General features: G+C 60.1%; 11 protein-coding genes and 1 pseudogene. 5 read left to right on the forward strand and 7 right to left on the reverse strand.

Annotated elements, in window-relative coordinates; genetic code table 11:
- Window positions 1–16: 16 nt before the first annotated feature.
- The 4 genes from xerC to M0D69_RS23050 all read right to left on the reverse strand — a co-directional run bounded on the left by xerC (window position 17) and on the right by M0D69_RS23050 (window position 3,632).
- Window positions 17–937 (reverse strand): tyrosine recombinase XerC, encoded by a 921-nt coding sequence (gene xerC / locus M0D69_RS23035; protein ID WP_301784200.1) that lies wholly within the window; start codon window positions 935–937, stop codon window positions 17–19.
- A gap of 1 nt (window position 938) precedes the next feature.
- Window positions 939–1,658, reverse strand: coding sequence for a DUF484 family protein (locus M0D69_RS23040; RefSeq protein ID WP_301784210.1), 720 nt, complete (start codon window positions 1,656–1,658; stop codon window positions 939–941).
- Window positions 1,659–1,687: 29 nt separating this feature from the next.
- A complete protein-coding gene (gene dapF / locus M0D69_RS23045; protein ID WP_301784201.1) occupies window positions 1,688–2,572 on the reverse strand; it encodes a diaminopimelate epimerase in 885 nt (294 codons plus the stop codon).
- A gap of 97 nt (window positions 2,573–2,669) precedes the next feature.
- Complete coding sequence (locus M0D69_RS23050) at window positions 2,670–3,632, reverse strand: lipid A biosynthesis lauroyl acyltransferase (RefSeq protein ID WP_367619749.1); 963 nt, start codon at window positions 3,630–3,632, stop codon at window positions 2,670–2,672.
- 205 nt (window positions 3,633–3,837) lie between these two features.
- On the opposite strand from M0D69_RS23050, the gene metK reads away from it, so the two are divergent.
- Window positions 3,838–5,025 carry a methionine adenosyltransferase gene (metK, locus tag M0D69_RS23055; protein WP_301784202.1) on the forward strand — a complete coding sequence of 396 codons (1,188 nt, stop codon included), beginning with the start codon at window positions 3,838–3,840 and terminating at the stop codon, window positions 5,023–5,025.
- 226 nt (window positions 5,026–5,251) lie between these two features.
- Here metK and M0D69_RS23060 read toward each other — a convergent pair whose 3' ends face one another.
- Window positions 5,252–5,611 carry a hypothetical protein gene (locus M0D69_RS23060; RefSeq protein ID WP_301784203.1) on the reverse strand — a complete coding sequence of 120 codons (360 nt, stop codon included), beginning with the start codon at window positions 5,609–5,611 and terminating at the stop codon, window positions 5,252–5,254.
- Between the two features lie 369 nt (window positions 5,612–5,980).
- On the opposite strand from M0D69_RS23060, the gene M0D69_RS23065 reads away from it, so the two are divergent.
- Window positions 5,981–6,745 (forward strand): phytanoyl-CoA dioxygenase family protein, encoded by a 765-nt coding sequence (locus M0D69_RS23065; protein ID WP_301784204.1) that lies wholly within the window; start codon window positions 5,981–5,983, stop codon window positions 6,743–6,745.
- Between the two features lie 19 nt (window positions 6,746–6,764).
- On the opposite strand, the gene M0D69_RS23070 is transcribed toward M0D69_RS23065, so the two are convergent.
- Window positions 6,765–6,968, reverse strand: coding sequence for a DUF3185 family protein (locus tag M0D69_RS23070; protein ID WP_047895373.1), 204 nt, complete (start codon window positions 6,966–6,968; stop codon window positions 6,765–6,767).
- A gap of 33 nt (window positions 6,969–7,001) precedes the next feature.
- Window positions 7,002–7,841: a mechanosensitive ion channel family protein gene (locus M0D69_RS23075; RefSeq protein WP_301784205.1), complete on the reverse strand. Its 840-nt coding sequence runs from the start codon at window positions 7,839–7,841 to the stop codon at window positions 7,002–7,004.
- A 249-nt stretch (window positions 7,842–8,090) separates the two neighbouring features.
- Between M0D69_RS23075 and mgrA the strand changes: the two genes are divergently transcribed.
- The 3 genes and pseudogenes from mgrA to M0D69_RS23090 all read left to right on the forward strand — a co-directional run.
- Window positions 8,091–9,134: an L-glyceraldehyde 3-phosphate reductase gene (mgrA, locus tag M0D69_RS23080; RefSeq protein WP_301784206.1), complete on the forward strand. Its 1,044-nt coding sequence runs from the start codon at window positions 8,091–8,093 to the stop codon at window positions 9,132–9,134.
- Between the two features lie 560 nt (window positions 9,135–9,694).
- The gene (locus M0D69_RS23085) at window positions 9,695–10,465 is read left to right on the forward strand and encodes a ferredoxin--NADP reductase (RefSeq protein ID WP_089166527.1); all 771 of its coding nucleotides are present in this window, start codon (window positions 9,695–9,697) and stop codon (window positions 10,463–10,465) included.
- Window positions 10,466–10,817: 352 nt separating this feature from the next.
- Window positions 10,818–11,515, forward strand: a pseudogene (locus M0D69_RS23090) (amino acid permease); the annotation flags it as partial.
- Window positions 11,516–11,616 lie beyond the last annotated feature (101 nt).

An 11,616-nucleotide genomic window follows, 5' to 3' on the forward strand; every position in this document is an offset into this window, starting at 1 on the left:
TTGCAGCCCTGACCGTTTAGTCGCGTTTTTTGGCGCGTGGATGCGCCTGATCGTAGACGCGAGCGAGATGCTGGAAATCCAGCGACGTATAAACCTGCGTGGCCGTGATACTGGCGTGGCCGAGCAGTTCCTGCACGGCTCGAAGGTCGCCGCTGGATTGCAGCACGTGCGTGGCGAACGAATGCCGCAAGACGTGCGGATGCACATTCGACGGCACGCCGGCCAGTAACGCCATGCGTTTCACGCGTTCACGCACCACGTTCGGCGACATCCGGTTGCCGCGCACCGACAGAAACAGCGCGTGCGGATCGTCTTTCACGAACTGCCCGCGCACCTCGATCCACGCGCGCAACGCGGTAATGGCTTTACTGCCTACGGGCACGGAGCGCCGCCGGTTTCCCTTACCGAGCACATTGACTTCGGTGCTGGCGAGATCGAGCCAGCCACCCGACAAATAGCCTTCGGATTGCACGAAATGCACGTCCAGCCCGACCAGTTCGGCGAGCCGCAAGCCCGACGAATAAAACAGTTCGAGTATGGCGTGGTCACGAAGCGCTTCGGGCGTGCCGGCCTGGGGCGCTTCCATCAGCGCGTTGGCGTCGTCGACGGAAAGCGCCTTGGGGAGGGACTTCGCGCGTTTCGGCGCACGCACGGTCGCGACCGGATTGGCCTGCATCTCAACGTGTTCCGCGAGCCATCGATAAAACGCCCGCCAAGCCGATAACCGATGCGCAATGGAACGCGCCGACAACCCGCCGCCGTGAGCGCGCGCCACGGCGCCGCGCATGTCGGCGGCAGTCAGCGATTCCAGCGCGCGGCCGTTGGCCAGCTTTTTCAACTCGTCGAGTTCGTGCGTATAACCGCGCAACGTGTGTTCCGATAAGCGCCGCTCATGCTCGAGCATCGACAGATAGGCGGATACCGGATCGTCGGTCATGTCAGTGGGGCAACAAGCGGCTGAGCGCGGCGCTGGCAAGCGTGCCGATCTGCGTGAGGAAATCGGTCGCCATGCCTTCGTGGAACCGGCGCGGGTCGGGTGAGCCCATGACCAGCAAGCCGAACGCGGGCGCTTCGGGACCCGCTGCCGGATCGCGCAGCGCGAGCAGCGCGATGGATTCGGTGGTGTTCGCGGTATCGACAACACCATCCGTCGTAGCCGATGCCACCGATACTGAACTCGCCGATGTCAGCCACTGAGCTGCCTCGAAGCCGGTATTCTGCCCGCAATACGGCGTGGTCAGGCTGCTCGTGAAGGCGCGCACCTCTTCGCTCGTGGTCCGAGCGAATTCAGCTTGCGCGTAAGGCTCCGCGACATCCCACACCCGCAACGCAGCTTGCGGCACCTCGAAGATCTCGCACAGGCCAGCGGGAATCGTCTTCGGCAGGGCATGCGGATCGCGCTCGGACATCACGCGAATTGTCCATCGATGAAACTTTGCGGCAATGCTGTCGTTCTCATGCCCATAACGCAGCAATTCGGCCAGCCGGCGCTCGATCTGCTTGTTTTTGTCGCGCAGCATTTGCATCTGCCGTTCCTGCAGCGACACCGCCGACTTGCCATGCGGATTGGACAGCCGGATCGCGCCCAGCAACTCGGCGTGCTCGGCAAAGAAATCCGGATTGGCGATCAGGTATTCGGCGACTTCACGTTCGTTCATGGTATCGGGCAGCATCGGGTTCCTGACGGTCAGTCGGCGTTGGCGAGTGTGGGGTCAAGCTCGATCTCGCCTTCGAATACGGTGGTGGCGGGGCCGGCCATAAAGAGCGGGGCCGCAGGATCATGCGTGCCATTCCACGCGATGCTCAGCACGCCGCCATGAGTCTGAACCTGCACCGGCGAGTCGAGCAGGCCACGCTGGATGCCGGCCGCGACCGCGGCGCACGCACCCGTGCCGCATGCAAGCGTTTCGCCCGCGCCACGTTCGAAGACGCGCAGCTTTACCGCGCCACGGTTCACGATCTGCATGAAACCCGCGTTCACCCGCTTTGGAAAGCGCGCGTGATGTTCGATCGCCGGCCCTTCGGTCAGCACCGGCGCATTTTCCACGTCGGCCACGATCTGAACGGCGTGCGGATTGCCCATTGATACCGCCGACACCCAGCGTGTTTCACCCTGCACGTCGAGCGGCCAGAGCGTGTCGGCGCCTTCGGTGCGGCCTTGAAGCCCCTCGGAATTGAACGGTACCAGGGCGGGTTCGAACTCCGGACGGCCCATATCCACCACCACGTCGCCATTCTCCTGCATGGTCAGCACGATCACGCCTTGCTGCACCTGTACCCGAACGCTCGTTTTGCTGGTGAGGCCCCGGTCGAGCACGAACTTCACGAAGCAGCGCGCACCGTTGCCGCAATGTTCCACTTCGCCGCCGTCGCAATTGAAGATGCGATATTTGAAATCAACGCCTTCAATGTCCGGTTTTTCGACCAGCAGCAACTGATCCGCGCCCACGCCGAAGTGCCGGTCCGCAAGTGCGCGCACTTGGGCGCCATTCAGCGAGAGCGGTTTGGAGTAGCCGTCGAGCACGACAAAGTCGTTGCCCGCGCCGTGCATTTTGGTGAATTCGAGTTTCATGGCGCTATTGTAAGTGACACGCAGCGACGGCATGCACTAGACCGAATGGGGGATGAGTCCGGTTTTGCGCAGCAATCGCCCGTTGTTTCGCGGATACTCAATAAAAGCCCGGTTCGCCCGGTGGCCGCGTCTTGAAGCGCTTGTGCACCCAGTAATACTGTTCCGGCATGAGCCGGACCTGCTCTTCGAGGAACGCATTCATGCGGCGGGCGTCGGCTGCGTCGTCGCCGGTCGGATAGTTGTCCCAGGGCTTGAACACCTTCAGCCGGTAACCTTGATAGTTCGGCAGCACTTCGCCTACGAACGGCATGATTTGCGCGCGCCCGGTTTTCGCCAGACGGCCTACTGCCGTCAGCGTGCACGCTTCCACACCGAAGAACGGCACGAAGGTGGAGTTGCGCATGCCGTAGTCCATGTCGGCGCCGAGCATGACCGGCTTGCGGTCGCGCAGCCAGCGCAGCACGATTCGCGCGCTGTCCGCGCGGCTCGCCATTTCGGCGTCGAAACGGCCGCGCTGCTTCTTCGCTATGTCGTCAAGCGTCTTGTTCGACATCGGTTGATACAGCGATCCGCAGGGCCGGTGCAGCGAGTAGTTGATCCACACCGAAGCGGCCTCGATCGCGACGAAGTGGAAGCCGAGCAGCAACGTGGGCGGCATGTCGGGGTCCAGAAGATCGACTTCGCTTTCCACCTGGATCAGCTTTTCGAGCTTCTTCGCCGAGCCGAACCATTGCACGCTGCGCTCCACGTAACTGCGGATCGCGTGCCGGAAATGCTTCTGTGCGACTTCCTCGCGGCGCTCGGGCGTCCACTCGGGAAAGCACAGGCCGAGATTGATATGCACGATTCGTTTGCGATGGCTCGGGACTTGATAAAGCAGCCAGCCGAGGCCGTCGCCGAAACGTGCCGTGATGCCGTAGGGAATGAGGGCGAGCAGCTTAAGGAGACCCACCGCGAGCGCGACACCTGTGCGACCTAACATGTGACGCTCCGGAAGGCGGGGTTTTGACTGCGCCCGGGAGCGTTCCGGGCATGACGCGGGCGAGGGTATTTCTTGAATGGCGGCAAACGTTCAGCTCTGTGACAAAAGTGAGAAGCCGCTATAATAAAACCTTCGCCGAGTTAATGGACAACTTGCGGGGCGAAGCTGGATGGCGCTTAACGGCGCTTTCTGGACCATGTTTTCCGCTAAAGCGTCGCCGCTTCAGACTCCAGACGAAGTCGGCTACGTGAGCAACTTACCCGTACTTAATGGAGTCTGAAGCGTGTCAAACGATTATCTTTTTACCTCTGAATCCGTCTCCGAAGGCCACCCGGACAAGGTTTCCGATCAAATTTCCGACGCCATCCTCGACGCCATCCTGGCTCAGGACAAGTATTCGCGTGTCGCGGCCGAAACGCTCTGCAATACGGGTCTTGTCGTATTGGCGGGCGAAATCACCACGCAGGCCAACGTCGACTACATTCAAGTCGCACGTGACACCATCAAGCGCATCGGTTACGACAACACGGAATACGGCATCGACTATCGCGGTTGCGCGGTGCTCGTCGCGTATGACAAGCAGTCGCGGGACATCGCACAAGGCGTCGACGCCGCTCACGACGACAACCTCGATCAGGGCGCCGGCGACCAGGGCCTGATGTTCGGCTATGCATGCGACGAAACGCCCGAGCTGATGCCGCTGCCCATTCATTTGGCACACCGGCTGGTCGAGCGTCAGGCAAATCTGCGCCGCGACGGCCGCCTGAACTGGCTGCGTCCGGATGCGAAGTCGCAAGTGACCGTGCGTTATGTCGATGGCAAGGCGCATAGCATCGATACCGTCGTGCTCTCCACGCAACATGCACCCGACATCGAATTGAAGGCGCTGCGTGAAGCGGTGATCGAAGAGATCATCAAGCCGGTACTCCCGGCCGAGCTGATCAAGGGCGACATCAAGTTCCTGGTGAACCCGACCGGGCGTTTCGTGATCGGCGGTCCGCAAGGCGATTGCGGATTGACGGGCCGCAAGATCATCGTCGATACATACGGCGGTGCTGCGCCTCACGGCGGCGGCGCGTTTTCCGGCAAGGACCCGTCGAAGGTCGATCGGTCCGCAGCTTATGCCGGGCGTTACGTCGCGAAGAACATCGTCGCGGCCGGACTGGCTTCGCGTTGCCTGATCCAGGTGTCGTACGCAATCGGCGTGGCGCGTCCGACTTCGGTGATGGTCAACACGTTCGGCACGGGCCGCGTGTCGGATGCGAGAATCACGGAACTCGTGCTCGAGCACTTCGATCTGCGTCCGAAGGGCATCATCCAGATGCTCGACTTGCTGCGTCCGATCTATGAGAAGTCGGCGGCGTATGGCCACTTTGGCCGTGAAGAGCCGGAATTCTCGTGGGAAGCCACGGACAAGGCGCTGCTGCTGGCGGAAGCCGCTGGTACGGAACCGGTTGTCGAAACGGCTTAAGTTTCAAGGTTCGTAAAAAAGCCCGCGGAGCGTTGCGCTCGGCGGGCTTTTTAATTTTTACGGCAACGCTGCGGTGACGCGTTCCGACGCAGCGGCAGGTCGACCACGTGCCACCGGGTTCAGCCGCCGTGCGAAACGCTCCGCTTCATCCGACGCTTATAGCGGCAAAACCGCACACGCATGAACCAAGCAGCCCCGGGACTTCTGACGTTGCGCCTTCAGAAAATCATCGGACCGCAAATGCGAACCAGCCGTCGCTGGTAGAAAGCCTGCGCGGGCGACGGCTTGACGTATTAATTACGCCCGGCGCCGATTTCAATTTAGCCACGGGCGCGCGTAATTGCGCCGGTTTTCGCAATAACGCTTTAAATGCGGCCTGCCGCGATGCAGCCCTTAATCGCAGATTTGAAAAAAACCCGTGAAACCAGGAGCGAATACCATCGACGGGATGGGTATTCCTGAATTGCCCTGCGAGTAATTGAGTGCGTGCCGAATGATGGCGCAACGCGCGAACAACACCGCGTCCGGCAGGACGCGCCGCACGGACGGCGGCACGGGTAAGACGATTAGCGAAACGGATATTCATGGATCTCACAGGCTCGGGTTCGCAATGACTGCAACCCGACATTAGACGGATCAAAAAAAGCGTTCAACAGTTGGATCAATTCATCGCATTAAAAGTTGCGAAGTTGAAGCGCGCACTTATTTAATAGATTTTCATCGAAAGCGATTTTTCGATGTGCTCTCTCAATGCACGGCAGGTTATAGAAGAAATATTACTGCCGGAAGTCGGCGTTTTCCCGCACAGGTGTTCGACGACCCCGGAGACCGCCGGACGGAGCGCCGGAGCGCCGGCGCGATTTACAATCGATGTATTCGCCCTAATTAGCCGGCTTCCTTACAGGATGGTTGCCTGACGAAGCCAGCCGGCCAGATGCTTTCCTTGTGAGTCGATATGCCGAATCAATCGAAGTTGGAACAAGTCCGCGCGTTGCGTGAGAACGGCTACGTGGTGGTGCCGGGCCTGGTGACGCCGGAGCGCTGCGAAGCCATGCGCCACGTGGCGCAACAGCAATTGGCAGAAGCCGCCGCGCCCGTGGAGTTCGAGGCCGATCTGCAATATCCCGGCGCGCCGAATTCGAAAGACGCGCCCGGCGGCCATACGGTGCGACGGCTGCTCGACGCATACAAGCGCGATCCGCGATTCGCCGAGTGGGCCACATCGCCCGATGTGCGCGGCTGGATGGAGGTTTATTTCGGCGAGACGCCGACGCTTTCGCGGGCGCATCACAATTGCGTGATGACGAAACATCCGGCCTACGGCAGTCTGACCGGCTGGCATCGCGATGTGCGTTATTGGAACTTCGAGCGGGACGATCTGGTGTCGGCGTGGGTCGCGCTGGGCAACGAGACGGTCGAAAACGGCGCGTTGTGGTTCGTGCCGATGTCGCACAAGTTGGCGTTCACGTCCGAACGTTTCGATAAAGCCAAGTTCTTTCGCTCCGACTTGCCCGAGAACGAGGTGCTGATTCGCAGCGCGGTTTCGCCGAAATTGAACGCTGGCGATGTCGTTTTCTTCCACTGCAATACGCTGCACTCCGCCGGCAAGAATCTCACCGATCAGGTGAAATTCTCGCTGGTCTACACCTATCGCGGCGCCAGCAACTTGCCGTTGCCGGGTACGCGATCGGCATCGATGGAAGATGTACCGTTGATCTAAAGCCGCGAGAGCAGGGGCATTAGCGCTTGCCCGGAATCGCCAGGCCAATCAGCCCGGCCAGCATCGCGACCGCGCCGCCGGCGATCAGCCAGATCGTCTTGTTCGTCGGCGCGCCGGTAAAGAAACGCGAGACGTCGTTGCTCAGCGAATGGAACGACTGGCCGCCGAAATACAGCAGCACGACGCCGCCCACGATCAGTGCAATGGAAATCGCCTTGGTCATAAAAATCTCGTCAATGTGCGGACCGCAAGCTTATTAGGCGTGGCCGGCTGCGTCCAGCACCGCAGCAGTTTCCGGCTCGTGTGGCTTGATATCTGGCTTGATGCCCGGCTTGATCCGGCGGAGCAGGTCGGCCTGCACGTTCGGATAATCGGCCCTGCTCGTCCAGACGCCGATGTTCAGTTTCACGCCGGTATCGGTGTATTCGGAGACGGCGATCCACGGTTTCATCTTGTCGTCGTTGATGATGCGCGGATCCTTTTTCACAATCCGGTGCAGCGACGCCAGCGATTCCTCAATATTCTGATCTTCCGGAATGATCACATTCAGCACCACGCGCCGCCGGTCGTTCGAGGTGAAGTTCGTGACCGGATTTGCCCAGATCGTGCTGTTCGGGACAAACATGATGACACCGTCGCTTTTGGTCAGACGAGTGGTGAACAGGCCGATTTCGTTCACGGTTCCCGCAGTCGTGCCGATACCTTCGATGTAATCGCCTACCTTGAACGGCCGCAGCAGCAACAGCATCAAACCGGCCGCGATGTTCTGCAACGTGCCTTGCAACGCCAGGCCGATAGCGAGTCCTGCTGCGCCGAGCACGGTCAGGATGCTGGCCGCGGCAACGCCGAATTTGCCCAGTGCCGCGACGATCGCGACGACCCGGATCGCCCATTGCACCAGGCTCGCCATCACGGGCGTGAACGTAGCGTCTGCGTTGGTGCGGCCGAGCGCGCGTTTCACCGCGTTCGCGACCCGATTCGATACCCACCAGCCGACCAGCAAAATCAGTACGGCCATCAGTACGCTGAATCCGTACGTAACGCCTGCTGTCAGCAAGAAATCGTAGACAGGGCGTAGTTTGTCCAGCGGGTCCATTAATCCTCTCCTCGTTCGAATGAACAAGGTTGGGCTTGCACCACCGGCGAATCGTTCCCCTTGATGGCCATTAGGTTATGTCCCGCATATCGGGATAGCCTTGAAGTCGTTCGGGTCAAGGCCGACGAGAGTCCGCGCGATTCGCTAACATGACGGACTCGGCGCACGTCAGACGACATGTCCCGCGCGATTGTTTCTTGCCTGTGCGTGCAAACCCCATTGCCCCTTCACCAATTCGAGGATTCCATCATGGCTTATGAAGCAGCTTCCGAACGCTATTCGCAGATGGCTTACCGCACCTGTGGCAAAAGCGGCCTGAAGTTGCCGGCGTTGTCGCTAGGTCTTTGGCACAACTTCGGCGACACCACGCCGATCTCCACGCAGCGCGACATCCTGCGCACCGCGTTCGATCTCGGTATCACGCACTTCGATCTGGCGAACAACTACGGCCCGCCGTACGGCAGCGCCGAGACCAATTTCGGGAGGGTGTTCAAGGACGATTTCCGTGCGTATCGGGATGAATTGCTGATTTCGTCGAAGGCGGGCTGGGACATGTGGCCGGGACCGTACGGCCAGGGCGGCGGATCGCGGAAATACGTGCTGGCATCGCTGGATCAGAGCCTGAAGCGCATGGGCCTGGATTACGTGGATATTTTCTATTCGCATCGTTTCGATGCCGACACGCCTCTGGAAGAAACCGCCGGCGCGCTTGCGAGCGCCGTGCATTCGGGCAAGGCGCTGTATGTGGGCATCTCGTCGTATTCGTCGGCCAAGACGCGCGAAATGGCCAAGCTGCTGGCCGAACACAAAGTGCCGCTGCTGATTCACCAACCGTCGTACAACATGCTGAACCGGTGGATCGAAGAGGATCTGCTCGATACGCTCGACGATGTCGGTGCCGGCAGCATCGCGTTCACGCCACTGGCGCAGGGGCTGCTGACGGGCAAATACCTGAACGGTGTTCCCGCCGATGCGCGCGTCAACAAGCCGGGCGGCGGGTCGCTCAAGCAGGAGCATTTGAGCGCGAAGAATATCGAGCATGTGCGCAAACTCAACGAACTCGCTCAGCGACGTGGCCAAAGCCTCGCGCAAATGGCGCTGGCGTGGGCATTGCGGGGCGGCCGCGTGACGTCGGTGCTGATCGGCGCGAGCCGTCCGGAACAAGTGACTGAGAACGTCGGCGCGTTGAAGAACTTAGAGTTCTCGAAGGAAGAACTCGCGGAGATCGATCAGCACGCGACCGAAGGCGGCATCAACTTGTGGGAAAAACCGTCGACGGATCAGCGGGTTTGAGTGAGCGCCCGGCGGCGCAGCGCGGGCTGCGTTGTGGGGCAGAGCCGTGACCTCGGGGTGTCGCTGGCGAGCTCGTCAGCGATTTTGTCCCGCGACCGCCAGCCTGACGGCAGCAGGGCCTTTGCCTTGCTGCCCGCATGGCGTTGCTATCATGCGGACTCCGGAACGCTGGCCCAGCGCGCGATCGTGTTCGTTGTCCGCTCTTTCACGCCAAGCGCACCGGGTCTGGACGTGACTCTGGACATATGTGCAAATCGCGTCTTTCGGTCGGAAAATCCAGCGCCGCGCGTTGAAAAGCGGCCCTCGAACCCATAAATCGCGTGTGCGGTAAAATGGCGGATTACGCGTGAGGAAGCGGGGAATGCGGAACATTCGCTCCGAACGCGCGGGTCTTCGTAGCATCGGCCCGATTCTCGCGTATCGCCGGAAATTCCGCTTTAGCATCACGCATTGCTTTCGTTGCGCCTTCGATGTGTTGTCGCCGGAATCGAGCCCGAGTTTTACAACGGCCGCCGGAACGCACTACTGCGCCGCCCTGATTCCGCACTATCCATGAAGCCATGAGCAACCTTAATCCTCAAACCGTTCTAAGCGTCCATCACTGGACCGACACGCTGTTCAGCTTCACTTGCACGCGCGATTCCGCGTTCCGTTTCGAAAACGGCCAGTTCACCATGGTCGGCCTGGAAGTCGATGGCAAGCCGCTGCTCCGCGCTTATAGCCTGGCGAGCGCGAACTACGAAGAGCATCTCGAATTTCTCAGCATCAAGGTGCAGGACGGTCCCCTGACGTCGCGTCTTCAGCATTTGAAGGTGGGCGATCCGGTGCTGATCGGCAAGAAGCCTGTGGGTACGCTGGTCGCTGACAACCTCCTGCCCGGCAAAACGCTGTGGCTGTTGTCGACGGGCACGGGCCTGGCTCCGTTCATGTCGATCATCAAGGACCCGGACGTGTATGACCGCTTCGACAAGATCGTGCTCACGCACACTTGCCGTTTCGTCGATGAACTCGCGTACAAGGATTTCATCACCGAGCACCTTCCGGCACACGAGCATCTGGGCGAACTGATCCAGGAAAAGCTGGTGTATTACCCGACGGTCACGCGCGAAGAGTTCGCGAATCGCGGCCGGATCACGGATCTGATCGAAACGAAGAAGCTGTTCGCCGATCTGGACGTGGCGCCGTTCTCGGTGGAAAACGACCGCGTGATGCTCTGCGGCAGCCCACACATGCTGCGCGACACGCGCCAGCTCCTCGATGAAATGGGCTTCCAGGAAGGCAGCAACAATCATCCGGGACATTACGTCGTGGAGAAGGCTTTCGTCGGCTGAGCTCGTCCTGCCAGCTTTGCTGGCGTGCTGGAAAACAAGAACCGAAGCCTTCGCGCTTCGGTTTTTTCATCTGGCGGGGTCATCAACCAATCGCGATATGCAACTCCGCGTTGCGACAAAAGCCCTTAAGAGCGGCTTTTACCAATGATTCAACTTACAAAAGCTGAACTCAGCTCAAATTGCCAAGATCGTGCAATTTTCAAACATTTTCATTGAAATTTTCTTCTCAAAAAGAAGTCAAAATTCGATTGTCCGCAACGTTTTGCGACGCTTAACCTCCTCCATCCGATAAAATCGCGGGTTTTCCAATCGATTTGGCGCACCGCGCTCGGGGTTTGAGGAGTCACCGTTCATGTCCCTGTTCCGTAAGAAAAGCATCGAGCACATGCTCGCCGGCGCGCAACGCGCCGGACTCAAAAAAACGCTGGGGGCGCTCGATCTGACGTTTCTGGGCGTCGGCGCGATTATCGGCACGGGGATTTTCGTGCTCACCGGGCCGGCGCGGTGCAAGCTGGCCCGGCGCTGATGATGTCGTTCATCCTCGCGGCCATTGCATGCGGTCTGGCGGCCCTCGCCTACGCAGAGTTTGCATCGACGATTCCTGTTGCCGGTTCTATCTATACGTACTCGTGCGCGACGCTCGGTGAACTGGCCGCGTGGGTCATCGGCTGGGACTTGATGCTGGAATACGGACTCGCGACATCGGCGGTGTCGGTTGGCTGGTCGGGTTATCTGCAATCGCTGCTGTTGGGCTTCGGCGTTGGCTTGCCTACCGTCCTCACCGCCGCGCCGGGCGCCGTGCCGGGTCAGTTCACGCTGTTCAACCTGCCCGCGTTTCTCGTGATGATGGTGATCACCGCGCTGTTGTCGATCGGTATCAAGGAATCGGCGCGCGTGAACAACGTGATGGTCGCGATCAAGGTCGCGGTCGTGCTGATGGTGATCGGCGTCGGCGTGTTCCACGTCACGCCCGCCAATTGGCATCCGTTCATGCCGAACGGCTGGAACGATGTGTTCGGTGCGACAGCCGTGATGTTCTTTGCGTTTATCAGGTTGCGCGAAAGACCTCGGCCTTCAGGCCGGAGATGGACAGCGTGCCAGATGATTGCCTGTGGCTTAGGAACACTTATACTGTATGTATGAACAGTGTT

The sequence above is a fragment of the Caballeronia sp. SEWSISQ10-4 2 genome (assembly GCF_030464885.1).
In the GTDB taxonomy this organism is placed as follows: Bacteria; Pseudomonadota; Gammaproteobacteria; order Burkholderiales; family Burkholderiaceae; genus Caballeronia.

What these genes read in the sequence shown, in the direction of transcription:
- M0D69_RS23075 (WP_301784205.1), bottom strand. Translation starts at nt 7,841, where the DNA reads ATGGACCCGCTGGACAAACTACGCCCTGTCTACGATTTCTTGCTGACA.
- xerC (WP_301784200.1), bottom strand. Translation starts at nt 937, where the DNA reads ATGACCGACGATCCGGTATCCGCCTATCTGTCGATGCTCGAGCATGAG.
- mgrA (WP_301784206.1), top strand. Translation starts at nt 8,091, where the DNA reads ATGGCTTATGAAGCAGCTTCCGAACGCTATTCGCAGATGGCTTACCGC.
- M0D69_RS23085 (WP_089166527.1), top strand. Translation starts at nt 9,695, where the DNA reads ATGAGCAACCTTAATCCTCAAACCGTTCTAAGCGTCCATCACTGGACC.
- M0D69_RS23060 (WP_301784203.1), bottom strand. Translation starts at nt 5,611, where the DNA reads ATGAATATCCGTTTCGCTAATCGTCTTACCCGTGCCGCCGTCCGTGCG.
- M0D69_RS23040 (WP_301784210.1), bottom strand. Translation starts at nt 1,658, where the DNA reads ATGAACGAACGTGAAGTCGCCGAATACCTGATCGCCAATCCGGATTTC.
- M0D69_RS23065 (WP_301784204.1), top strand. Translation starts at nt 5,981, where the DNA reads ATGCCGAATCAATCGAAGTTGGAACAAGTCCGCGCGTTGCGTGAGAAC.
- M0D69_RS23070 (WP_047895373.1), bottom strand. Translation starts at nt 6,968, where the DNA reads ATGACCAAGGCGATTTCCATTGCACTGATCGTGGGCGGCGTCGTGCTG.
- dapF (WP_301784201.1), bottom strand. Translation starts at nt 2,572, where the DNA reads ATGAAACTCGAATTCACCAAAATGCACGGCGCGGGCAACGACTTTGTC.